Here is a 24594-nt window from a genome sequence, read left to right as displayed (position 1 = left end):
TGTTTATGACTGACGAAGAACTACAAAAGCTTAAATACCCTATAGGACAATTTGATTGTCCTAATAATATTTCAAAGGAACAAAATGAAAGCTGGATTTCTATTTTAGAGCATTTCCCTAACCGATTAGAAAATCTTGTTAAAGACTTAACCGAAGACCAGTTAAATACAACTTATAGACCCAATGGATGGACTATAAGGCAGGTTGTTCATCATCTTTCTGATAGTCATCACCATAGTTACGCTCGTTTTAAATGGGCTTTAACTGAGGATAAACCAGTTATTAAAGCTTATTTTGAAGATCGTTGGGCTGAACTTTTTGATACTAAAACTGCACCTATTGAGATGTCTTTAATGCATTTAAGGGCTGTTCATTATAAGCTTGTTTATTTCTTAAAAGGCTTGTCTGATAGCGATTTAAATAAATGTTTTATTCACCCTGAAACACAAAGTGAAGTGGTTCTGAAAAAAAACATTGGTATTTATGCGTGGCATAGTAATCATCATTATGCACATATTGAGAATACATTAAAACGTAATGGCTGGGTTTAAATGATAAGGGATGTAACTATAAACGATGCACAACAAATTGTAAATATTTACAATTATTATGTGTTAAATTCCATAGTTACCTTGGATTTAGTTCCGTTCTCTATTCAAGACTTTGAGGAGAAAATTAATGCTATCTCTAGCCAATTCCCATTTATTGTTTTTGAGGAAAAAAATCAAATATTAGGGTATGCTTATGCTAATACTTTTAGAACAAAACCAGCATACAAAAACACTGTTGAGTTAACCGTTTATATTGACCACGAAAATCTTGGGAAGCAAATAGGCAAAAAATTATACACAGAACTTATTATGCAACTTAAAAAGCAAAAGTATCATGTATTAATAGGAGGCCTAACCTTACCAAATGATGCCAGTGTAAAATTGCATGAAAATTTTGGATTTGAAAAAGTGGCTCATTTTAAAGAAGTAGGTTACAAATTTAACGCGTGGTATGATGTTGGTTTTTGGCAACTCACTCTCTAGTTAGTTTTTCCATTTTATATTACAACCAATACTCGGTTTTTGAGGTTCTAAATTCTCCTTATTTTCCAACAAACAATTAATAGCCTGCCTTAAATCTTTACCTGTTAATGGGATACCATTGCCAGGTCTAGAATCATCCAATTGCCCCCTGTAAGCTAGCTTTAAATCTTTATCAAATACATATAAATCAGGCGTGCAAGCCGCATCGTAAGCCTTTGCTATGTCTTGTGTTTCGTCGTATAAATAAGGAAAAGGGTAATGGTTTTCTTTAGCATGAATGGTCATGTTTTCGGGGGAATCCTGCGGATAGTTTATCACATCATTACTCGATATAGCAATAAAACTTATTCCTTGTTTTATATAGAAATTAGCAATAGAAACCAATTCAGAATTCACGTGAATCACAAAAGGACAATGGTTACAAATAAACATAATAACAGTTCCTTTATCACCTTTTAATTCTTGAAGCGATAGCGTTTTATGAGATACTGTATCTAGTAAATTAAATTCTGGAGCTTTTGTTCCTAGCGGAATCATATTTGAAGGTGTACGTGCCATAATAAATAAGTTTATTCAAAGTTCGGGATAATTTGTATTTTTAAAAAATGAATGAGACGATAACTTTTGAAGACTTCACGAAAGTAGATTTACGTATTGGTACTATAATTGAAGTTAATGATTTTCCTGAAGCTAAAAATCCTGCCTACCAATTAACTATTGATTTTGGGGATTTAGGCATAAAAAAATCCTCAGCGCAAATAACAACACTTTATAAAAAAGAAGATTTAATTCAAAAACAAATAGTAGCTATTGTTAATTTTCCTAAAAAGCAAATAGCAAAATTTATGAGTGAATGCTTGGTATTGGGAGCGGTAAATGGTAAAGATGTCATTTTATTAAACCCAGAGGAAAAAGTAAAAAACGGTAGCGTAGTCTCCTAGTATATGCAGGAATTAGATCAAGTAAAAATAAATTTTGATACTAACGGATTATGGGTTTTAAACATAGCACTTGCAGTAGTCATGTTTGGAGTTGCCTTAGGTATTAAAGTTGATGACTTTAAGTTGCTATTAAAAACGCCTAAATTGCTTTTAGTTGGCATATTATCCCAGTTTATTTTATTACCCCTTTTAACATTTGTTCTCATTATAGGAATTAAACCAGAACCTAGCATTGCTTTAGGAATGATGATGGTTGCCGCTTGCCCTGGAGGCAATATATCAAATTTCATGTCTCATTTAGCAAAAGGGAACACAGCTTTATCTGTTAGTTTAACAGCATTTGCAACGTTTATTGCCATTGTAATGACGCCTTTTAATTTCCAGTTTTATGGTAGTTTATATGAACCTACTTCGCAGATTTTAAAAGAAGTTGAATTAAACCCCTTCGAGTTAATAAAAATTGTGGTTTTAATTCTAGGTATTCCTCTGGTTTTAGGGATGTTTTTTAGATATAAAAACCCTCAAATGGCAACCAAGTTGTCAAAAGTATTAAAACCATTTTCTATTATTGTTTTTGCTTTAATAGTCGTGATTGCCTTTTCAAATAATATAGAAGTTTTTAATAACTATATCCAACATGTTTTGCTAATCGGTATTTTTCATAACGCTCTGGCAATAATTTTGGGGTTAATGGTCGCAAAATTGTTTAGATTGTCGTTTACAAATCAAAAAACACTGGCTATTGAAACTGGCATTCAAAACTCAGGATTGGGTTTACTGCTCATATTTACTTTTTTTAATGGTTTAGGTGGAATGGCAATTTTAGCTGCATTTTGGGGTATTTGGCATATTATTTCTGGTTTAACCTTGGCTTTTTATTGGTCTTATAAATCATCAAAAAAATAACAGATTGAAAAAGGTTTGGCTACATAGTGTACGTGCTTATTTAAAACTGGGATTGTTTTTTTATTTCAGAAGAATTCATGTTCGTAATATACAAGTAATCCCAAAAGACAAACCTGTTTTGTTTTTAGCCAATCACCAAAATGCCCTATTAGATGCTCTTTTAATAGCGACTCAAGGTAATAGGTTTTCATATTATTTAACACGAGCGGGGGTTTTTAAAAGTTCTTTTGTTAGTCGAATTTTGAAAAGCCTACAAATGCTTCCTGTTTATAGAATTAGAGATGGTTGGAACAACTTATCAAATAATGCGATGATTTTCGATACCTGTTCTAAGTTATTTAATAATAATGAGGCTATTGTTATTTTTCCCGAAGGCAGTCATAATATTAATAGAACGGTAAGACCTTTAAGTAAGGGATTTACACGAATAGTTTTTGAAACTTTAGATAAATTTCCTGATTTAGATTTACAATTAATACCTGTTGGTGTAAACTTTATTAATGCCGAAAAATTCCCAGATAGTGCTTCCTTACTTTTTGGAGAACCACTTAATGCGAAAGACTTTGTTTTAGATCGTAAAAATGAAGGCACTCAAAAGTTAAGAGAACGTATTCAATTAGAAATTTCTAAACTTACAACACACATTTCAAATGATACATATGATGAAACTTTAAAAAGACTTGTGGATTTGAACGTTGACTTTTTAAACCCTAAAAGCGTAAATAATACAATATCGAGCAATTTTAAAAAGCATGATGTAAAAAAAGCAAATGTTTTTTCGGTTTTAAAACCGTTTTTTAAAACACTATTGATTATTTCATTATTTGGACCTTACTTGATTTGGAAGTTACTCGTAGAACCAAAAATTGATGAGGTTGAGTTTATATCAACGTTTCGTTTTGCTATAGCAATTACTTTGGTACCAATGTGGCTGTTTTTGTGTGTACTATTCATTGCTATTAACTTTTCTTGGTTAATGGCTTTTGCTTTTTTAGCGTTGACATTATGTTTAGCATTACTTACCGTAAAGACATAAAAAAATCCGTTATTTTAGGTTATAACGGATTCAAATAGTTTTTAATAAGCGATTATATATCGTCAAACTCTATATCTGTAAAGCTTTCAGGACTTTTTAAATTAGCTTCTGTAACACCAGGAGTTTCATCGTCATATTCCTTTTTAAAATCTTTTTGATGACGTTCGCTAATAACTTCATCACCTTTTTCATTGATAATATATTCGGTCATTTCCGCTAGTATATCTTTAAATTCAGCGAAGTCTTCTTTATAGATATATATTTTATGTTTTTTGTAATGAAACGAACCATCGTCATTAGTAAACTTTTTACTTTCAGTAATTGTTAGGTAATAATCGTCTGCTTTTGTAGCTCTAACATCAAAAAAATATGTGCGTCTTCCTGCTCTTAATACTTTCGAAAAAATTTCCTCTTTCTCCATCATATCATTATTATTCATATAGTTGAATTGAAAATTGTTTATTAATCAAAAATCTAAAAAAAACCGATACTAACCAACATTTTTTAAAGTTTCTTTTAAATTCATTGATTTTCATTGCATTTTATTAAATAAAAATTGATGAACTACACTGGTTACCCATTAATCATCTTTTTGATTTGTTTCGCTTAGTTGTTTTAAATATAGGTGTTTGTAATACCCATCTACATTTATTAGAGCGTCGTGTGTACCTTCCTGAACAATTTCTCCATTATCTAATACAATTATCTTGTCAGCATTTTTTGCAGAAGATACTCTATGGCTTACAATAATAGATGTTTTCCCCTTTGAAATTTTTTCAAGGTTTTTAAGAATTTTCTCTTCTGTTTCGGTATCAACAGCCGATAAGCAATCATCTAATAACAAAATATTTGGAGATTTAATAATAGCTCTTGCAATAGATACGCGTTGCTTTTGTCCACCAGACAATGTAATACCACGCTCTCCTAATTTAGTATCATAACCATTATTAAATTTGATGATGTTTTTATGCACTTGAGCATATTTTGCTGCCTCAATAACTTCATCATCTGTAGCATCTTGTTTTCCAAACTTAATATTGTTCTTTATGGTATCAGAGAACAAAAAGGCATCTTGAGGTACATAACCAATACTATCTCTTAAATCAGTTAAGTTTAATGTGTTAATATTTTTGCTGTCAATTAAAATTTCTCCGTTGTCAATATCATACAGCCTTCCAATTAAATCTAAAATTGTAGATTTCCCAGACCCTGTTTTACCTAAAATAGCTAATGATTTACCTTCATCAATATTAAAGCTAATATTATTTAAAGCAGTGATATTGGTATCATCATAAGTAAAAGAAACATTTTTAAATTCAATAGCTCCTTTAATAATTGTATGTGTGTCAACCGTGTTTTTAATTTCAGGTTCTAACTTTAAAAATTCGTTAATACGTTTTTGAGATGCTTCGGCTTGTTGCACAATGGAAGTCACCCAACCAACCGTAGCTACAGGCCATGTGAGCATATTTACATAAATAATAAACTCCGCAATGGTACCGATGCTTTCTATTTCACCATTAATATATTGCATACCACCTATATAAATAACAAGCAAGTTACTTGTGCCGATAAGTAGTATCATCATGGGAAAAAACCACGCTTGTACTCGGGCTAAACTTATTTGCTTTTCTTTACTTTCGGAAGCTAAACTTTTAAAATTTACGGAAGTTCGTGGTTCAATACCATAAGCTTTTATAACCGATATACCACTAAACGATTCTTGAGTGTATGTTGATAGGTTTGATAAGTATTGCTGAACAATGGTACTACGCTTATGAATTTCTTTACTTAACTTATAAATAACCACCGATAATATGGGTAACGGAACAATGGTGTATAATGTTAATTTGGGTGATGCGCTTACCATATAAATTATGACAATAACAAAAAGTGTAATGGTGTTAATGCTATACATGATGGCTGGTCCAAAGTACATTCGAACTCGACTGACATCTTCGGTAATTCGATTCATTAAATCGCCCGTTCTGTTTTTCTTATAAAAGTTTAGAGAAAGTTTTTGATACTGGTTATAAACCTCATTTTTTAAATCAAACTCTATGTAGCGAGAAACATTTATAATAGCTTGCCTCATAAAAAAAGTAAGTATACCACCTATTATGGCAGCTCCTACAATGTATAGTATGGCTTCAAGCAACTGTTTTTCAAAAATGCTTTCAGTAATTAAGCCTTTAGAATAGTTTTCAATTACAATAAAAATTTGTTTTACGTATCGGGGAGTATAAAGTAAAAATAACCGGGCAGCAATGGTAATAATTACACCTACTAAAAGTTGAGTTTTGTATTTTAAAAGATATTTATTTAAGTGCTGTAATTCTTTCATTTAGTAAAAAACTAAGGAAGCACAAATATAGCGTATTAATGATAATTAAAAGGAATTGAACGTAAAGCTAATTGTTAAATATAGCTTAAAGTATTGCAATTAATTAAAATGAATAAATAGTGTATTTTATTTAAATATAGTATTATTTTTGCAGCGTGAAAACCATGAATATATTTCATCTTTTTTAATTTAAGTTCTTTGTAATTATGCTAAACAGAAGACATATTCGCGTAAAAGTAATGCAAACTATATATGCCTTTAAAGGTGGTGAAAGTGATGATTTTAGTAAAGATCAAAAATTTCTGCTATTTAGTATAGATAATATGTACAACCTGTACTTGTTATTAATCTCGTTATTAATTGAAGTTCAAAAAAGAGCTGAAGACGATTTACAAAAAAAACAGAAAAAGCATCTTGCCACTAATGAAGACAAAAATCCTAACCGGAAGTTTGTAAACAACCAATTATTAAAGGTTTTAAAAGAAAATACAGACCTTAAAAACAAGTTTGAAACTCATAAAATTAAGAATTGGGATTTAGATGGCGAGTATGTAGATATTATTTTTAAAGCAATAACCTCTAGTGAATTGTATGCAGAATATATGAAAACTAGAACTTCAGACTTTAAAGAAGACAAAACTTTTATTATAGATATTTTTAAAGAGGTAATTGCGCCCAATGAAAAGCTATATGAATATATTGAAGACAAAAATTTAACTTGGCTAGACGACCTTCCTACAGTAAATACAACTATTTTAAAGTTGTTGAGAAAGGTAAAAGAAACATCGGCTGAAAATTATTTTACTCCAAAACTTTATAAAGATGCTGATGATAAACAGTTTGCTATTGATTTGTTTACCAAAACACTTTTAAACAGAAGTTCTATTAATAAAGAAATAGAGAATAAAACACAAAATTGGGACTCTGATAGGATTGCAAATGTTGATTATGTATTGCTGCAAATGGCTATTTGCGAATTAAAAAGTTTCTCTTCAATACCAGTAAAAGTTACCATCAATGAATATTTAGAAATATCAAAGGAATACTCAACACCTAAGAGTAGTATTTTTATTAATGGTATTTTAGATAAGCTGGTAAAAGAGTATGAAACATCAGGATCGCTTAATAAAATAGGCAGAGGGTTGATGTAAATTTTGTTAATAACAACCCAAAAATTTTAAATGCTTTAAATTATTACTATTTTTACAAACCAAATTAAAATAAATATCATGAAAAAAGTAATATTAGGATTAAGCACATTATGCTTGATTGCCTTTACATCGTGTAAAGAGAATGCCGCTAAAAAAATTGAAGAAGGCAACTTAACAGCAGCTGCTGAAAGAGATGCCAGTTCATCAAAATTCCCAGTAATTCAATTTGATAAAACTGAGCATGATTTTGGCGAAATTGAAGCTAAAACAGCCGTTGAAACTGTTTTTAAATATAAAAATATTGGTGATGCACCATTAGTAATTACTGATATTAAAAGTTCTTGTGGATGTACGGTACCTCAAGATTGGAGCAGAGAGCCATTAGCTTCTGGCGCTGAAGGACAGTTTACAGTTAAATTTAACGGAACTGGTACTAATAAAGTAACAAAAACGGTTACTGTAACTGCAAATACAGAAAAAGGAACTGAAATGGTTAAAATTATGGCGTTTGTTAAACCAGACCCTAATGCACCTGCAAGCGCAAACCCTACACCATCAATTAGTAATTCGCCAGTTCAACAGGTTAAGTCTAGTACAAAACCTGGACACGAAGGACATAACCACGACTAATACATAAAAAATGGGAGAAGGAGGATTAAGTAGTTTATTGCCATTTGTATTAATGTTTGTAGTTGTGTATTTCTTTATGATTGCACCACAAATGAAACGTGCAAAAAAAGAAAAGAAATTTGCTGCAGAATTAAAACGTGGTGATAAAGTGGTTACCAAAAGTGGGTTACATGGTAAAATAGCCGAGTTAAACGATAAAGATAACAGCTGTGTTATTGAAACAATGGCTGGAAAGTTAAAGTTTGAGCGTTCTGCTATTTCTATGGAAATGAGCTCTAAGCTTAATGCACCCGCGAAATAAAAAAACGAATTAAGCATATATATAAAAGCCTCCATATTCTGGAGGCTTTTGTTTATTTGGAAATGTTGTATTTATCTTAACATAACATTCTTGACAGTAGCCTTATGTTTTCGTAAGTTTGCAGCATGGGAAAAGGAATGCATGAAAGACAGAATAGTAGAATCTTCAATTTTAGTTTTCTAGTTTTTAGAACACAATCGGATAAATTTATCCCTCCAACTTCATAATCTCGAGTTTTAAAACTCAATTCAATCATTTCGTTATCAAACTCGTTGATAATTAGTTAATGTTTAAGTATTCAATATTATTTACTTAATGTAATTATTGTATGCTTTAATTATTTAATAAACACACAGACATGAAAATTATACAAATCAAAAGAAAAACACAAGTTGAAAAGCGGCACACCGTAAAGATGGGTGAGCTTACAACCAAAGTAACTTATATTAAAAAATATCTGTTTGGATTACCAATAAAAACCTTGCATAAATACCGCGAAACATATTATGGCGAAGTTAAAGATACTAAAGACTGTATGTTGTTTATTTAGCAGTTTTTGTATTTATCATTCAGCCCAATACCTTTTAAAATCATGGGTTTAATTTTATCAAGGCGAGTTTGTTTGGTAGCCTCACGTTTTGCCGTGTCTATATATTCACAGTATTCTTTTTGTTTATAAGGGGTTAAGGTTTTAAAGGCATCTTTTAAGCTTGTGTTGTTACTTAATGCGTTTTTAAGCTCAATAGGTATTTCAAGCTTTTTTTTACTGCGGTCTGGTTTAATTTCTTTACCTAGTTTCTGGTTTTCAATGGCTTCTTTAACATAAGCTAAAACAATGTTTTTGTCAATTTGTTCAATCGATTCAAAACGCATTTGTCGTAAAGCTTTGGTTTTGTTTTCTTGCGCATTAATAAGTAAGTTGTGCTCGTCTTTTAAAAACACACCATTAAAAAACCAGATACCAAAATGGTTTTTAAAAGCTCCTAAACCAACTACGTTTTTACCATTTAAAGTATATACAGGTGCACTCCATTTTACGGTTTCTTCTAACTCGGTTTTGTTAATCATACGGCGCAAAAGCGTTAGCGCATCAGCAAAATGGTTGTTTTCTTCAATATATTCTTCAACGGAATAGACTTTTTTCATGTTTTGAGTTTGTTATTTCGTTTAACGTGTTTGTGTATGATTTCGTTGCGTGATTGAGCAACTAATTTAGTAAACTAAAACGAACGCAAGAAAATTCCGAAGGAATTTTCCAAGTAAGCACTTGCCAAAGCAATGAATTATACACGGTGTTGGCAAATCGTTTTTATTCATATTCAATGTAAAATACAGAGTCTCTATCTCCATTTTTAGTTTCGGTTGATTTTATTGGGTAATCATCCTCATTGTAAGAATAACTATAATTATCAAATAAGCTTCCATTCTGAAACGTAGTAGTTACATTATTGTTTTGAAAAGGAAATGCATACCCTTGGTATTCACCTCTTAAATATGGACCTAAACTAAGGCTACTAAATTTATCTAAAAGTTTAACAAAATAAATTGATTTCAATTGACCATAAAATGGATTTGGATTATTGTCGAATAAATAAATTTGACTATTTATTAATGTATTATCAAAACTATTGTAAGTATTTATTTCTGTAAGATTATTATTCGAATCGTAATTCAATATCGAATAATAATAGTATTTATTAAGTCTAATAACTAATCCAACATTATTTAATTCAAAAGTTACTTCCTTTTGAGGTGATACGATATTATCTGTGCTTTCGCTTACAGTAATAATATTGTCATTGTACGTAAATGTTAGCGTTACAATCTGATTAGGGTTAATAAAATTTTCTGAATAATATGCTTTTTTAAGTCTATTATCATCATCGTAAGTATATGTATTAGTATATATGTTATTTGAATTTGGAGCATATGATTTAGTTTCAATTACATTGTTATTTAGGTCATAAAGAAAATCTGTTTGATAATAGGTTACATTGTCATAATCATAATATAAAAGTCGAGTCAATAGATTATTTTCATTGTACGAATATTCTATATAATATTTGTCATTAATGTATTCTCTAGTAACTTTATAGGTGTAATTGACACTATCATCATCTTGATTAGAATCGGAAGAACAAGATGTGCTAAAATATGTAATGCATAATATTAAAATGAATATTGAATTTCTCATAAGTTCTTTGTAAATGTTTGTTAATTTTTCGTACAAAGTCAAGTTATAAGTAACCGCTATTTTAAAGCGGTCAATTCAGCAATTTTACAAATTACCTCGGTAGCTTTTATCATGCTTTCAACAGGCACATATTCATAACGCCCATGAAAATTATGTCCGCCAGCAAAAATATTTGGGCAAGGTAACCCCATATAACTCAATTGCGACCCATCCGTACCACCTCTAATAGCTTTTATAAGTGGTTTAATACCTAATTGTTTCATGGCTTCTTCGGCAATATCAACAATATGCATTACAGGTTCTATTTTTTCACGCATGTTATAGTACTGGTCTTTAATTTCAGTAATAATAACCTCTTTTCCGTATTGCGAATTAAGTTCGTTTGTTAACTTCTCCATCATTTCTTTGCGCGCTTCAAAATGCTCTTTATCGTGGTCTCTAATAATGTACTGTAAGGTAGTTTCTTCTACATTACCATGAATGTCGTGTAAATGAAAAAACCCTTGATAACCCTCAGTATGCTCTGGTGTTTCGAGTGCTGGAAGCGAGTTTATAAACTCTTGCGCTATATACATAGAGTTTATCATTTTTCCTTTGGCATAACCTGGATGTACAATCTTTCCTTTTACTTTTACAACCGCCTTAGCAGCATTAAAGTTTTCGTATTCCAATTCTCCAATTTGGCTACCATCCATCGTATAAGCCCAATCTGCACCAAATTTCTTAACGTCAAATTTATGAGCGCCTCTACCAATTTCTTCATCAGGTGTAAAACCAACTCTTATTTTTCCGTGCTTAATTTCTGGGTGATTTATCAAATACTCCATAGCCGAAACAATTTCGCAAATACCTGCTTTATCATCGGCTCCTAAAAGTGTGGTGCCATCGGTGGTAATTAAAGTCTGTCCTTTATAAAGAAGCAAGTCTTCAAAATAATCGGGTGATAAAACAATGTTTTCAGCTTTATTTAAAACAATATCTTTCCCGTTATATTTTTCAATAATTTGCGGGTTTACATTGGCTCCTGTAAAGTCTGGTGAGGTATCAAAATGAGAAATAAACCCAATAACCGGAACATCTTTATCTACATTACTAGGTAAGGTTGCCATAATATAGGCATTATCGTCAATATCAACATCTTGCATACCAATGGCTTTAAGTTCATCAGCTAGTTTATTGGCTAAGTCCCATTGTTTTTTAGTGCTGGGTGTGGTTTTTGATGTAGGATCAGATTCTGTATCAATAGTAACGTAACTTACAAAACGTTTTATAATGTGTTCTTTTGAAATCATTTTATAGTGTTTGAGTGATATAATCAATAGCGTATTATACGCCTTAAAGTTACGATTATTAAGATTTTTACCATTTGAATTGCGCAATTTTTTATTTAGAAGTATTTTTGCATAAATAATACTGATGTACAAATTATTACTTCGCCCTTTATTTTTTTTATTCGACCCCGAAAAAATTCATCATTTCACATTTTCATTAATAAAAATCACCTCTAAAATACCAGGGTTTTCAGCATTATTTAGAAGTTTATATCTGGTTAACGATAAAAAATTGGAAAGGCAATTATTCGGACTTACATTTAAAAACCCTGTAGGTTTAGCCGCAGGTTTCGATAAAAATGCTGTCTTGTATAACGAGTTGGCGAACTTTGGGTTTGGTTTTATTGAAATTGGAACGGTAACACCAAAGGGACAAGCGGGTAACCCAAAAAAGCGATTATTCAGATTAAAAGAAGACCAAGGTATTATAAACCGAATGGGTTTTAATAATGAAGGCTTAGAAGCGGCTATAGAACAATTAAAAAAAAATAAAGGTAAACTGATAATTGGTGGTAATATTGGAAAAAACACAGCTACAAAACCTGAAGAATATACGAAAGATTATTTAGAGTGCTTTAATGCACTACATTCGTATGTGGATTACTTTGTACTTAACGTAAGTTGCCCCAATGTGGGAAGTCATGCTAAATTGAATGACAAATATTATTTAGAAGAGTTGATTGGTGCGGTGCAAAAAGCTAATAGTACATTTAAAAAGCAAAAACCTATTCTATTAAAAATTGCTCCAGATTTAAACAACGGACAATTGGATGAAATTATAGACTTAGTTAAGGAAACAAAGCTTGACGGTGTTATTGCCAGTAATACATCTACAGACAGAACGGGTTTAAAGGCATCTAACGAACTACTTGAAAGTATTGGTAATGGTGGTTTAAGTGGGCAACCAATAAAAGATAGAAGTACAAGGGTTATAAAATACTTATCCGATAAGAGTAAAAAAGCATTTCCTATCATTGGAGTAGGAGGTATTCACTCTGAAAAGGATGCTATAGAAAAAATAGCTGCGGGAGCCGATTTAATTCAAATTTATACAGGATTTATTTACGAAGGTCCTAGCCTTATCAAGCGTATTAACAAAGCATTGCTTAAAGCTTAATTACTTTATAAATCGTTTAATGGCTTTTGAATTAGAGTTTTCTAAAATCAATAAGTAACTTCCAGACGATAAATAATTAACATCAATTTCTCCATAAGTTGCAATGCCTTGAGAAAGCATTTGCCCTTGTAAATTAACGATTTGAAAACGGACAGCCTCTTCAATTTTGGAAACGTTAAAGTTGATTTTCCCTTTAGTAACAGGGTTTGGATATAATCTTAAATTTGCTAAATCATTGATTTTATCAGTAGTAATTTCATCAAAATCCACGTTTGGCGATGTGATGCGCTTTTCAATAATTTTATAATACGCATACATTCTAGCGAGTTGCCCATTTGAAAAATGATTTCTACAAGCTTTTCTAGAATAAGACATGATGTTATTAGTATCAGGCTTGTAACTATCACCATGCGCATCTTTTAATTCACCAATATAATTACAAAAGTTGTCTATATTTTTATTTGATAATCCCGGGTCTGCTGGCGTATCGCAAACACTATCGCCATCGGTATCACAATTGCTACCATCAACAAACTCAGTAGTTAATTCACTACTCAAACCATGTGTATGCACTAAAGAAAAGAAATGTCCAAATTCATGCGCTAACGAAGAACCATTAGTAGCGCAACTGTTTTTTATAAAAATAGTATTGACTTTTTCATTTTTACTATAACCACAAATACTTTCATCCGAATAATTTTCGATGTATTCTGTAAAATAAACGTTTATTATTCCAGGGACATAATTGTTTTTAATTAATTCATTTTCGTTTCCTTTTTGAAAGTGGCATAATTGATCGTTATCAATATAATTAACACCTTCGTATAAGGATAATCCTATAAACGCATCGGCATAAGTAGCGTTTAATTCTGCAAGAGCATTATTGAGGTTATCTGTACTTAATCCACCAGAGCCATCAGAATTTCTAATAATGTGAATTTTAATCGGGATGTTACTAATTTCTTTTTTAGAGGTGTAGGTTTTACCAGATTTCATTTGCATGAAATCTTGCTCAAAAGTTTTAAGCTCTTGTTTTATACTATTATAATGGTTAATAAATTCTGGTGAAGTAACCGTACCACAAGTTATTTCAGTTTTACTTTGAGAAAATATATTGAAAGAAAACGATAGAACTATCGAAACTAAGACGAGGGATTTTTTATTAAAAAGCTTCATTGGGGCAAAACATTTTAATAAATGTATACCCTTGCATGATTATTAAACAATAAAAACGATGAAGTTTGGTTAATAATCGATTAATGTGAGAAAACGCAACTTTTTAGGCTAGTTTATAACGAGTTTTTGAGTTTTACTTCTTCCGTTAGAGTCATTTAAACTTAATAAATAAACACCTTGATTTAAGCTAGTTAAATCTAAATTCACTTTGTTTAAACCATTTTTTAAAGAAATCTCTTTTATCAGCCTACCTAAAACATTATAAACTTGAACGGTGCTTAATTCTATATTTTTAATATTAGAAATTGTAATGTTTCCATTTGTCGGATTTGGGTATATTTTAATAGTCTCAAAAGCGTTATTATTATTACTTAAGGTTGAAGAGTTGTAAGTAAAAGTCAGTGTCCCAATTTTATTGCTATTAAATGGCGTAACATTTACTAAGCTTGTAACAACGCCTTGTGGATTTGTAGCAGGGTTACTAAGTGAGTACGAGCTACCATCTTCAGTTCCTGCATCATATGGGAATAAATCAATGGTAAACGTATCTTTCCAACCGTTATTAATAGATGGATTACCCGACCTTAAGTCGATACCATTAACGCCGATAAACCAATCAGGACTTGGCGCAATCATGGATGCTAAAGTAACCAGAGGGAAATCTTCACTAACTACTAGATTATTGATAAAAATACTGCCTTTTGCCGTTCCTAAGCTACTTCCAACTATAACTTGATCAGCATCAGAGCTAGTGTTAACTATATTTACAAATGCTGTGGTACTACCTGTTTCTGCAATATTTTCTATTCCTAATGAAGCTGTTCCGCCCATCATCAAAAAGGTATTAACCGTTTTGTGCGTTGCAACTGCTAAAGGCGACCAATGAGCACTTGCCGGTAAGTCAATAGTACTTTGTCCCATAGTTGGGTTATCTGAAACAGATTCCCAAATGCTATTAAATTCTATGGTGTAATTTGCGGTACTCTGAGAATAAGTAAAGCTTGATATAGTTAATGTAATTAAACAAAGTAGTTGAGTAATTTTTTTCATAGCAGAAGTTATTTAGCTTTTTTAGAGTCGAGATAAAAACGAATCCTTACAAATAGATTGTTAAAACTTCAAACTTCAATTGTTGGCTTAATTAAATTAATAGTATTTTTATCCTCCTATTTTTTTCGAATGTCAAAACCAGTAAAAATTATAGAATGCCCACGTGATGCTATGCAAGGAATAAAAGCATTTATTCCAACTGAGCAAAAGGTGCAATATATTCAATCGTTATTACGTGTTGGGTTCGATACGATTGATTTTGGGAGCTTTGTTTCACCAAAGGCCATTCCTCAAATGGTTGATACAGCTGAGGTTTTATCAATGCTAGATTTAAGTAAAACCACCAGTAAGTTGTTGGCTATCATCGCAAATACAAGAGGCGCTGAAGATGCAAGCCAGCATAAAGAAATTGATTATTTAGGTTATCCATTTTCTATTTCGGAAAATTTTCAAATGCGTAATACGCATAAAACCATTGCACAATCGGTTGAAACCCTTTCAGAAATCTTAGAAATTGCTCACAAATCTAATAAGCAAGTGGTGGTTTACATATCTATGGGTTTTGGGAATCCTTATGGCGACCCTTGGAATGTTGATATCGTAGGCGATTGGACTGAAAAACTGGCAAATATGGGCGTTAAAATATTATCCTTAAGTGATACGGTTGGAACTTCGAACCCTGAAAGTATTGACTACCTTTTTTCTAATTTAATTCCTAAATATCCTAATATAGAATTTGGAGCTCATTTACATACCACACCAACTACGTGGTATGAAAAGATTGATGCTGCTTATAACGCGGGTTGTAACCGTTTTGATGGTGCAATTCAAGGTTTTGGTGGTTGCCCTATGGCGAAAGACGAACTTACAGGGAATATGCCTACCGAAAAGCTATTGTCTTACTTCACTTCTAAAAAAGTAAACGGATTAAATGCCTTGAGTTTTGAGAGTGCTTTTAACGAAGCCTCAAAAATATTTTTAAAATACCATTAAATTTTTTCAATCATAAAACATTGATAATTAATGGTATAAATTCATTTCAAAAATTCTATTTAAAATTATTCTAAATAAACTTTGTGTAAGTAAAAATGAGTTTTATATTTGCGACTTCAAATTAATTATTATTTATAATAAGTCTAAATAAAAACAAAATTCAATTTTAAAATGAAGAAACTAACCCTACTTTTTTCAATCTTTTTAGCATCTATTGCTAGTGCACAAACTATACAAGATTCTATTACTTTCGACCCTCAAAAACAACTTAACGCAGCCCAAAGAATTCTTTCTGGTAACTACGGAAAATCTGTAACAGTTGGTGCTTATGGTGAGTTAACCTACAATCAACCCGAAGCTCAAAATGGCGAGCTTGATGTTCAACGCTTAGTATTACTTTTTGGTTACAAATTCAACGAAAAAACACAATTCGTTACTGAGGTTGAGTTTGAACATGTTGAAGAAGTATTTATTGAGCAAGCCTTTGTTAACTATAATGTTGGTGGAAACGTAAGTTTACGCGGTGGTTTAATGCTAGTACCTTTTGGTATTATAAACGAATTTCACGAACCTACAACGTTTAATGGTGTTGAACGACCAGCAATTGATAACGTTATTATACCAACGACTTGGAGAGAAATTGGTTTTGGAGTAACAGGTAGATTCAACAACCTTTCTTTAGGATACCAAGCCTATGTTTTTAACGGATTTAAGTCAACATCTTTTGATGGAGAAGGCGGTGTTAATGGCGTTCTTGGTGGTTCAAGTGGGCTACGTGGTGGTCGTCAAAAAGCTATTCAATCAACGGTTGATAGCCCAACCTTATCGTTAAAATTCGATTATTATGGAATTCCTGGACTACGTTTAGGACTTTCAGGATATTTTGGAGACACTCAGGCGGAAGACGATGTTGAGGATATTGCTGGTGCCAATATTGGTATCACCATGTTAGGACTAGATGCACGTTACGCATTCCAACGCTTTACAGCACGTGGACAATTTGTTCATGGAAGCTTATCAGGTACTGAAGCGTATAACAATTTAACTGGGCGCGATTTAGGTAGCCAGTTACAAGGTTGGTATTTAGAGGCTGCTTACAACCTTTTACCACAAGAAAAAGAACAACGTTTATTTGCCTTTGCAAGATATGAGCAGTACGATACACATGCTAAAACCGAAGGTGGTTTAACACGAAATGATGCTTACAATCGCAACGATTTAACAACTGGATTAAGCTATCATATTGCGCCAGGTGTTGTGCTAAAAGGAGATTACCAGTTTAGAGACAATGCTGTTTCAGGTGGCGATGTGGCAGACAGACTAAATTTTGGAATCGGCGTTTGGTTCTAAAATAATTTGGGCGTTACCCTTTGGGTTGGGCTTTCGGCAGTCGCTTACCGATTTTGCATCGGTAGAGCTTCAACAAAGCTTCAATCCCTAACGCAACAGATAACAAAAAGGTAATCGCCATTTTTTTGGCGATTACCTATTATCATATTAAGTGAAAAACAATACTTTTGCAACATGATTTTAAAACAAACTTCAATATTAGTCACAACGGTTTTAATGATGTTTTTTGGACTACCAAAAAATATTCAAAAAAAAGTGGATAATGAAATTAAAGACAATTTTAATATTGAAGTCTTTAATTTGAATGAGTTTATAGTTCCTTCAGACATAGTTAAAGAAGTACCATCTCAATTTAATAATAATAATCTATTCAAAATAGAAACTAATAATGGGCTTTTAGGGTATGCGTATGTGGCAAAAGCACCTAGTAAGACAGCTCAATTTGATTATTTAGTGTTATTGGATAAAGATTTAATCGTTTTAAAAACGAAAGTATTAATTTACCGCGAAGAATACGGTGGAGAAATTGGTAGTAAACGTTGGTTAAGGCAATTCATAGGTAAAAAAGAAGGCGACCAGCTAAGTTATGGCGATAATATAATTGCTATTTCTGGAGCAACTATTTCAGTCCGTTCCATGACAAATGCTATGAACGATTTGCTACAGTCTTTAAAAATTTTACACTCAAAAAATATTCTGTAAATGCAACTAAACGGACTAATACTTACACTACCTAAAGAAATTAAATTGTTAATTGGAGCTTTTATAGTGGTGTTGAGTATTGGTTTTTATACAGGTTTGTTATTTGTTGAAGAAACCTCTTCTGCCAATCCAAATGGTATTGAAGAACAGTATTTAGGGAATGAAGCCGACGAAAATGCGAAGGTCATGCGTTTTAAAAAGAGCGATCAAGAAATGCTAACCTTAGTGCATAATCACATCTTATCCATGTCGATTATTTTCTTTTTGGTCGGTGGTATTGTTTCCATCACAAAGCTCGATAAAAAGCTAAAACTATTTCTAATAGTTGAACCTTTTGTATCTGTAGTCTTAACATTTGGAGGCTTATATTTACTTTGGAAAGAAATATTATGGATGAAGTATATTGTTATGATATCAGGAATATTAATGACGCTTACTTTTACCCTTTCTACAATAATCATTTTAAAACAACTTCTTCAAAAACCACGCTAAGTATAATTTCTCGTATTTTTACTTAATGGTACGATGGATTATTTGCTTCTTTTTATTTGGTATAACGCACTCACTATTTGCTAAAGAATGGCAAAATTTAAAATCGTATCAAAAAGCAACTCAAAATGAAAATTTGTTGCCTTCAGATTGGTTAAAAACCGATAGAACCAAAAATACTGTAATTTGGCAACAAGCAAATATCTATAATCTTAAAAATAACTTATTTGACGAATATAATAATGTTGTTCAGCGACGCGATTTTTATCAGTGGCTGTATACATCATTAGAAACAAAAGGGCATGAAGTTGTTTGGGTAAAAATGGCACATTTTATTTCCAAAAAACTACATTTAATTGAAGTGTTTCCGTATTCACTTTTACTACGAAAGCGTATAAAGGAATATGCAAAACTAGGTAGCGAAGTAGTCTTTAAAAATGCTTTTATCGAATTACAACAATTATATGTCTCTGATACTATTTTAAAAAGAGAAGAGGCTATAGAATGGGACAAAAATGTATTGAAAAAGGAACAATATATATGGATAGACTCAATTTATAAAACTATAGATACAAAAAGCTTAAAAACTTTAGAACATATAGCGAAAAGAAAATTTTTGTATGGTTTAGTGGTGCCTAAAGCTATTGAGTTTAAAGGCGAGCTCTCAAACCCGGAGACTAGATATAATTACGCCTTAGAAGTTCTTAAACCGTATTGCGAAAACAGATATAAAAGTTAACAGATTATCTTATAATTTAGTTGTATATTTGCACGCAATTATAAATGTAATTGCATCATGATTTCACATCAAAACAAAATAGTAGGAGAAGGCTTAACCTACGACGACGTTTTATTAGTTCCAGCATTTTCCGAAGTTCTTCCACGCGAAGTTAATATACAAACAAAATTTACGAGAAACATCACCATTAATGTACCTATTATTTCTGCTGCCATGGATACGGTTACAGAAAGTAAAATGGCTATTGCTATGGCGCAAGAAGGTGGTATTGGCGTATTGCATAAAAATATGTCTATTGAAGCACAAGCTTTAAAAGTAAGACGTGTAAAACGTGCCGAAAGTGGAATGATTATAGATCCGGTTACATTACCATTAACAGCAACCGTAATGGATGCTAAACAAAATATGGCTGAACATGGTATTGGTGGTATTCCTATTGTTGATGATGAAGGAACCTTAAAAGGCATTGTTACCAATCGTGATTTACGTTTTGAGCATGATAACAAACGCTCTATTACCGAGGTGATGACAGGTGAAAACCTAGTAACAGCGGCTGTTGGTACATCGTTACAAGATGCTGAAATTATACTACAAGAGCATAAAATTGAAAAACTACTTATAGTTGACGATAACTACAAACTATCTGGTTTAATAACCTTTAGAGATATTACGAAGTTGAAACTTAAACCCATGGCAAATAAGGATGCTTTTGGTCGTTTACGTGTAGCTGCGGCTATTGGTGTAACACCCGATGCTGTTGATAGAGCTGAGGCTTTGGTAAATGCTGGTGTTGATGCGGTGGTTATTGATACAGCTCACGGACATACAAAAGGCGTTGTTGGCGTTTTAAAAGATATTAAAGCTAAATTCCCAAAATTGGAAGTTATAGTTGGTAATATAGCTACGGGTTCTGCAGCAAAATATTTGGTAGATGCAGGTGCCGATGCTGTAAAAGTTGGAATTGGTCCAGGATCTATTTGTACAACGCGAGTGGTTGCTGGTGTAGGGTTTCCGCAATTTTCAGCGGTTTTAGAAGTTGCTTCGGCTATAAAAGGGACTGGTGTTCCTGTAATTGCAGATGGTGGTATTCGATATACAGGTGATATCCCTAAAGCCATTGCTGCAGGTGCAGATTGTGTGATGTTGGGGTCGTTATTAGCTGGAACCAAAGAGTCTCCAGGTGAAACCATTATTTACGAAGGACGAAAATTCAAGTCTTACCGTGGTATGGGTTCAGTAGAAGCTATGAAAGAAGGTAGTAAAGACCGCTATTTCCAAGATGTTGAAGACGATATTAAAAAATTAGTGCCAGAAGGTATTGTAGGTCGTGTGCCTTATAAGGGTGATTTATATGAAAGTATTCATCAGTTTGTTGGCGGTTTACGTGCTGGTATGGGGTATTGTGGAGCTAAAGATATTGCTACCTTAAAAGAAACAGGGCAGTTTGTAAAAATCACCGCAAGTGGTATTAACGAAAGTCATCCACATGATGTAACCATTACCAAAGAGTCGCCTAATTATTCAAGATAATTTTTATAGAAATTGTATTATAAAAAAAAGAGCCAACTTATATATGTTGGCTCTTTTTTGGTTTTTATAAGCTATAACTCAAACCAACATTAATATTTCTACCCATATTAAAAATACCGTCTGGTTTTAATCGGGATAAATGATTGATATAGGTTTTATTAGTTAAGTTACTACCTGAAACTGTAATTGCTAATTCATTTTTAAATACCGAAAAGCTTCCGCCCAAACCTGCACTTAACAAATTATAACCATTGGTGGTAGTTTCAAAAGCACTTACATTGTTTTGTCTGAATGTAGAACGTAGTTTTACAAAAGCATACCCGTTTTTAAGCCACGGTTTTTCAAACTCTAATCGAATTACATTGGTTAAACTGTTAGCTGGAATGAGTGGTAAATAGCTGTTGTTGTCTTGCTTTCCTGTAACCGTCTCGAAACTAGTTTCTAAATGTAACCAGTCTAGTGGATGCGGGTGCAAGTGAAAACCTATTTCACCACCGTATAATTTTGCGTCGTCTTGTAAATACAAAAACACGGGGTCGTCGTCCACAAAATCACCATTTGGTGATAAAAAAATGTAGTTATTTATGGTATTATAAAATCCGTTTACAAAAAGCTCAACATGCTCGTTTTTAAATTCTAAAGCGACATCGGTTTGAAAGTTTTGCTCACTCGTTAAGTCAGGATTTCCAATTTCGTATCGGTTCGTACCTTCATGAGACCCATCAGATGTTAATTCAGATAAATTAGGTGCTCTAAACCCAGTTGCTAAATTTACTCTAGCTGTAATATTATTAAATAGGTTCGTTTTTACACCAAAAGCACCATTAAAACTATTAAAGTCTCTTTGAATACCAGATACTACATCAATGTTTCGGTTATCATATCGCGCCCCGAGTTGTATATCAACTTTTTTAAAGTGAATGTGTGAAGTAGCCAAAACGCCAAAATCGTTGGTTGTGGCATCAGGGATTAACTGTTCTTCACCATAATTAGTATTTACTTGATTCATACCTTGAACACCAACGATAGTTTCGAACTTTCCTAATTGTGGCAAACTGTATTTTACATCGTAATTTGCAGTTTTTAGTTTCATGTGTAAGGCTGCTTCTAAAATGTCATCTTCCTCTTCATGATCTTCTTCATCTTCCTCATCTTCATGCTCATGATGTTCTTCAAACTCCTTTCTATCATTATAAAGAAACCCTAAATTGATATCTAATTTTGAGTTATTAAAGAATACTGTAGATTTTGAACTCAGTACATGGTTAGTTACATTTTGATATGGTAATAAAGGTGTTTTGTTAGTTGATTGTATACCAATATCTTCAGCAATTCCTAATTTTGAATTGTTTACATTATACCTGAATTCCGTTTTAAAAGTATCACCTTGATAGCCAACACCAGCTTTAAAATCTTGCTCTCTAAAGCGTGTATTTGTAACCCGGTAATCATTGGTTTTATAATCAGCATGTTCTGCTAAACTTCCTCTGAATATAAATTTAAAATTGTTTTCGGACGCCTTATAACCGGCATTGGTATTGTAGCCATTGGTATTACTAAAATAATTTAGATTGAGGTCGCCAGATGACGAGTTGTTGCTTGCAAAACGCTCTGGATTTAAATATAAAACACCACCTAAAGCATCACTTCCGTAAAGTAAAGACGCGGGACCTTTTATAATTTCTACACTTTCAATACCCGCATCATTGATACCTAAACCATGCTCATCACCAAACTGCTGATTTTCTAATCGAACGCCTTGTGTGTACACCAAAACGCGGTTAGAACTTAAGCCTCTAATTACGGGTTTACCAATACTAACTCCAGTGGTAACGCTTTCTACACCCGCAATATTTGTAATGCCTTCTGAAAGTGTAGTAGCACCATTAGCCTTTAAATCTTTAACGGTTTTTTGTTCTACTTTCATTACATTTTCACTCTGTAATTTGTGAAAAGGCGTTGAAATAATAATGCTTTCCATCTCAATAGCTGACGGCATTAAGCTGATACTTATTTTCTCGGTCGTAGGAATGGTTATTTGAAAAGATCGCGTTTTATAACCTATTATGGAAAAGACGATATTGTGATTCCCTGATGGTAAGTTTTCGAAAATAAAATTCCCGTTTTCATCGGAGGTTGTTCCTTTTTCAATATCTGAAAAGTAAATATTTACAAAAGCTAAAGATTCGTTAGTATTAGCATCGGTTACGGTTCCTTGAATGCTGTTTTGACTATATAAGTTTGATATTGCTAACAATAGCAACATATTTAAAAATAATTTCATAAATGATTTTGATTAATTTAATAATATTTTTTGCTGAGTAGATTCAGCATATTTTAAGATTATTAAATTAAAGTAGGAGGACCCCGAAGCGCGAAATGCAAGTGCTGAAACTCGCTTAAAAAAAAGTATTGAGAAACTATCTCTGTAGATTGCTCAATGGGCGAGTATATTGCAGAATAAGAACTATTAAATGTGAAATTTTTGTTTACTTGAAATTTATGGAATTCACAATCAAAATCAACTTCATGAATATGAGTAGATTTTTCTCCAAGGCAAACTTTATGTTCATGATGAGAAAAAACATGAGTAAACTTAACGGTAGCAGGAATTAATAATGCTACCATAAGCAAAAGGCAAATTACTTTAAAAACTATATGTTGTTTTAAGTCAGTCACTAATTAAAAAAACGTTTAAACCCAATTCTACTTAACATCTTTTTTTCGAAATTCCAGAAAAATTTATGTTGACCAAATAACCAGCCAAATCCTACTAGTAAAAATTGGTACATAATAAAAAGCAATACAATTCGTGTAAACCAGTAACCAAAAGTACTAAAATTTTCGGTGGTTATATTTAAAAAATGTAAAATGGGTTTACCTATATAAGAAGCCGTAGAACCCGTTACCGCAAAGACAATTAGTATTATTATAATTTGTACGTTAGATTCAATACCCCAACGTTGTTTCAGTTTTTCCAAGACTTGCAATTTTTATGCAAAAATAACTAAAACTAAATTAAATTCTAGGAACCCAACCTGCTAATCTTTGATTATATCTTATTTGAAAATAGATGAAATAATTATAAAGTTTATAATTTACTTCATATCCATAATCGATTTGTGGCTGATAATCAATTTGTAATTCATATAAATTAGGGTCATATAATTGAGGTTGAAGTACACGCTGATTCCAGGCAATAACATATTGATTATTTCTAACTTCCATATATTCTTGAGAGTAAAAACCTTCTGGTCTGGCAGTACTATTTAACCAAAAATTAAAACCTGGCTCAATAATAATAATCTCATATTCTAAATCATCATTAGCGATGGTAACGGTATCATTATCTTTTACATTTTCTAAACGCTCATTTTTTACTGTAGATACCGTTTTCGGAGTATTACAATTAAAAATAAACACGCTGAGAAGTAAATAGTATATTAGATTTTTCATAGCATTAATATTTTATTTCATTTTTAAATATATAACTCATAGGTCATTCTTGAAAGTGAGAATGAGTTAAATGCTCCTTTTAATGAGTAAACAGTGCTAATACTAAAGTTACAAAAACTGTTCC

General features: G+C 32.1%; 28 protein-coding genes. 16 read left to right on the top strand and 12 right to left on the bottom strand.

What is annotated here, in order from left to right; translation table 11 throughout:
* Positions 1-5: 5 nt before the first annotated feature.
* A complete protein-coding gene (locus tag L3X39_RS06530; RefSeq protein ID WP_237230973.1) occupies positions 6-551 on the top strand; it encodes a YfiT family bacillithiol transferase in 546 nt (181 codons plus the stop codon).
* Positions 552-1034: a GNAT family N-acetyltransferase gene (locus tag L3X39_RS06525; RefSeq protein WP_237230972.1), complete on the top strand. Its 483-nt coding sequence runs from the start codon at positions 552-554 to the stop codon at positions 1032-1034.
* Here L3X39_RS06525 and L3X39_RS06520 read toward each other — a convergent pair whose 3' ends face one another.
* Entirely contained in the window at positions 1035-1592 is a 558-nt protein-coding gene (locus L3X39_RS06520; RefSeq protein WP_237230971.1) for a thioredoxin family protein, read from the bottom strand. It abuts the gene before it with no gap.
* A 47-nt stretch (positions 1593-1639) separates the two neighbouring features.
* Here L3X39_RS06520 and L3X39_RS06515 point away from each other — a divergent pair, with 47 nt between their 5' ends.
* From L3X39_RS06515 to L3X39_RS06505, 3 genes are read left to right on the top strand one after another with little or no spacing between them, the layout of a single operon-like run.
* Positions 1640-1975, top strand: a complete 336-nt coding sequence (locus L3X39_RS06515; protein WP_237230970.1) for a tRNA-binding protein — start codon at positions 1640-1642, stop codon at positions 1973-1975.
* A 3-nt stretch (positions 1976-1978) separates the two neighbouring features.
* A complete protein-coding gene (locus tag L3X39_RS06510) occupies positions 1979-2881 on the top strand; it encodes a bile acid:sodium symporter family protein (RefSeq protein ID WP_237230969.1) in 903 nt (300 codons plus the stop codon).
* A 4-nt stretch (positions 2882-2885) separates the two neighbouring features.
* The gene (locus L3X39_RS06505; protein ID WP_237230968.1) at positions 2886-3917 is read left to right on the top strand and encodes a lysophospholipid acyltransferase family protein; all 1032 of its coding nucleotides are present in this window, start codon (positions 2886-2888) and stop codon (positions 3915-3917) included.
* Between the two features lie 52 nt (positions 3918-3969).
* Here the strand turns inward: L3X39_RS06505 and L3X39_RS06500 are convergent, their stop codons facing one another.
* Positions 3970-4356, bottom strand: a complete 387-nt coding sequence (locus L3X39_RS06500) for a PUR family DNA/RNA-binding protein (protein WP_237230967.1) — start codon at positions 4354-4356, stop codon at positions 3970-3972.
* A gap of 141 nt (positions 4357-4497) precedes the next feature.
* Positions 4498-6261, bottom strand: coding sequence for an ABC transporter ATP-binding protein (locus L3X39_RS06495; protein ID WP_237230966.1), 1764 nt, complete (start codon positions 6259-6261; stop codon positions 4498-4500).
* Between the two features lie 206 nt (positions 6262-6467).
* Between L3X39_RS06495 and nusB the strand changes: the two genes are divergently transcribed.
* From nusB to L3X39_RS06475, 4 genes are all read left to right on the top strand, one after another.
* Complete coding sequence (nusB, locus tag L3X39_RS06490) at positions 6468-7412, top strand: transcription antitermination factor NusB (RefSeq protein ID WP_237230965.1); 945 nt, start codon at positions 6468-6470, stop codon at positions 7410-7412.
* A 78-nt stretch (positions 7413-7490) separates the two neighbouring features.
* The gene (locus tag L3X39_RS06485; RefSeq protein ID WP_237230964.1) at positions 7491-8042 is read left to right on the top strand and encodes a DUF1573 domain-containing protein; all 552 of its coding nucleotides are present in this window, start codon (positions 7491-7493) and stop codon (positions 8040-8042) included.
* 10 nt (positions 8043-8052) lie between these two features.
* Positions 8053-8343 carry a preprotein translocase subunit YajC gene (gene yajC / locus L3X39_RS06480; protein ID WP_237230963.1) on the top strand — a complete coding sequence of 97 codons (291 nt, stop codon included), beginning with the start codon at positions 8053-8055 and terminating at the stop codon, positions 8341-8343.
* Between the two features lie 358 nt (positions 8344-8701).
* The gene (locus L3X39_RS06475) at positions 8702-8893 is read left to right on the top strand and encodes a hypothetical protein (RefSeq protein ID WP_237230962.1); all 192 of its coding nucleotides are present in this window, start codon (positions 8702-8704) and stop codon (positions 8891-8893) included.
* Here the strand turns inward: L3X39_RS06475 and L3X39_RS06470 are convergent.
* The 3 genes from L3X39_RS06470 to pepT all read right to left on the bottom strand — a co-directional run bounded on the left by L3X39_RS06470 (position 8890) and on the right by pepT (position 11829).
* Complete coding sequence (locus tag L3X39_RS06470) at positions 8890-9489, bottom strand: YdeI/OmpD-associated family protein (protein ID WP_237230961.1); 600 nt, start codon at positions 9487-9489, stop codon at positions 8890-8892. The genes L3X39_RS06475 and L3X39_RS06470 overlap by 4 nt on opposite strands.
* A 163-nt stretch (positions 9490-9652) precedes the next feature.
* The gene (locus L3X39_RS06465) at positions 9653-10537 is read right to left on the bottom strand and encodes a hypothetical protein (RefSeq protein WP_237230960.1); all 885 of its coding nucleotides are present in this window, start codon (positions 10535-10537) and stop codon (positions 9653-9655) included.
* A 56-nt stretch (positions 10538-10593) separates the two neighbouring features.
* On the bottom strand, positions 10594-11829 hold the full coding sequence (pepT, locus tag L3X39_RS06460; protein ID WP_237230959.1) for a peptidase T: 1236 nt from the start codon (positions 11827-11829) through the stop codon (positions 10594-10596).
* Between the two features lie 124 nt (positions 11830-11953).
* Here pepT and L3X39_RS06455 point away from each other — a divergent pair, with 124 nt between their 5' ends.
* On the top strand, positions 11954-12985 hold the full coding sequence (locus L3X39_RS06455) for a quinone-dependent dihydroorotate dehydrogenase (RefSeq protein ID WP_237230958.1): 1032 nt from the start codon (positions 11954-11956) through the stop codon (positions 12983-12985).
* On the opposite strand, the gene L3X39_RS06450 is transcribed toward L3X39_RS06455, so the two are convergent.
* Together L3X39_RS06450 and L3X39_RS06445 are read right to left on the bottom strand one after the other, a co-directional pair.
* Positions 12986-14161, bottom strand: a complete 1176-nt coding sequence (locus L3X39_RS06450) for a zinc-dependent metalloprotease (protein ID WP_237230957.1) — start codon at positions 14159-14161, stop codon at positions 12986-12988.
* 108 nt (positions 14162-14269) lie between these two features.
* Positions 14270-15211 (bottom strand): T9SS type A sorting domain-containing protein, encoded by a 942-nt coding sequence (locus tag L3X39_RS06445; RefSeq protein ID WP_237230956.1) that lies wholly within the window; start codon positions 15209-15211, stop codon positions 14270-14272.
* 129 nt (positions 15212-15340) lie between these two features.
* Between L3X39_RS06445 and L3X39_RS06440 the strand changes: the two genes are divergently transcribed.
* The 6 genes from L3X39_RS06440 to guaB all read left to right on the top strand — a co-directional run bounded on the left by L3X39_RS06440 (position 15341) and on the right by guaB (position 21014).
* Positions 15341-16204 carry a hydroxymethylglutaryl-CoA lyase gene (locus L3X39_RS06440; RefSeq protein ID WP_237230955.1) on the top strand — a complete coding sequence of 288 codons (864 nt, stop codon included), beginning with the start codon at positions 15341-15343 and terminating at the stop codon, positions 16202-16204.
* Between the two features lie 171 nt (positions 16205-16375).
* The gene (locus L3X39_RS06435; protein WP_237230954.1) at positions 16376-17554 is read left to right on the top strand and encodes a porin; all 1179 of its coding nucleotides are present in this window, start codon (positions 16376-16378) and stop codon (positions 17552-17554) included.
* A 174-nt stretch (positions 17555-17728) separates the two neighbouring features.
* Positions 17729-18256, top strand: coding sequence for an FMN-binding protein (locus L3X39_RS06430; protein WP_237230953.1), 528 nt, complete (start codon positions 17729-17731; stop codon positions 18254-18256).
* Positions 18257-18748, top strand: a complete 492-nt coding sequence (locus L3X39_RS06425) for an Aq_1264-related membrane protein (protein WP_237230952.1) — start codon at positions 18257-18259, stop codon at positions 18746-18748.
* 25 nt (positions 18749-18773) lie between these two features.
* Positions 18774-19484: an Insecticidal toxin complex protein gene (locus L3X39_RS06420; RefSeq protein ID WP_237230951.1), complete on the top strand. Its 711-nt coding sequence runs from the start codon at positions 18774-18776 to the stop codon at positions 19482-19484.
* 57 nt (positions 19485-19541) lie between these two features.
* Positions 19542-21014, top strand: coding sequence for an IMP dehydrogenase (gene guaB / locus L3X39_RS06415; protein WP_237230950.1), 1473 nt, complete (start codon positions 19542-19544; stop codon positions 21012-21014).
* Between the two features lie 64 nt (positions 21015-21078).
* Here guaB and L3X39_RS06410 read toward each other — a convergent pair whose 3' ends face one another.
* From L3X39_RS06410 to L3X39_RS06395, 4 genes are all read right to left on the bottom strand, one after another.
* Positions 21079-23298, bottom strand: coding sequence for a TonB-dependent receptor (locus tag L3X39_RS06410; protein WP_237230949.1), 2220 nt, complete (start codon positions 23296-23298; stop codon positions 21079-21081).
* A gap of 62 nt (positions 23299-23360) precedes the next feature.
* A complete protein-coding gene (locus L3X39_RS06405; RefSeq protein ID WP_237230948.1) occupies positions 23361-23642 on the bottom strand; it encodes a hypothetical protein in 282 nt (93 codons plus the stop codon).
* A 50-nt stretch (positions 23643-23692) separates the two neighbouring features.
* On the bottom strand, positions 23693-23995 hold the full coding sequence (locus L3X39_RS06400; protein WP_237230947.1) for a DUF6787 family protein: 303 nt from the start codon (positions 23993-23995) through the stop codon (positions 23693-23695).
* Positions 23996-24032: 37 nt separating this feature from the next.
* Positions 24033-24470, bottom strand: coding sequence for a DUF6146 family protein (locus L3X39_RS06395; protein WP_237230946.1), 438 nt, complete (start codon positions 24468-24470; stop codon positions 24033-24035).
* Between the last annotated feature and the right edge of the window lie 124 nt (positions 24471-24594).

The sequence above is a fragment of the Flaviramulus multivorans genome (assembly GCF_021728415.1).
In the GTDB taxonomy this organism is placed as follows: Bacteria; Bacteroidota; Bacteroidia; order Flavobacteriales; family Flavobacteriaceae; genus Sabulilitoribacter; species Sabulilitoribacter multivorans.
Note: the sequence above shows the minus strand (reverse complement) of the source record. Positions and strands in the feature narration are given on the sequence as shown.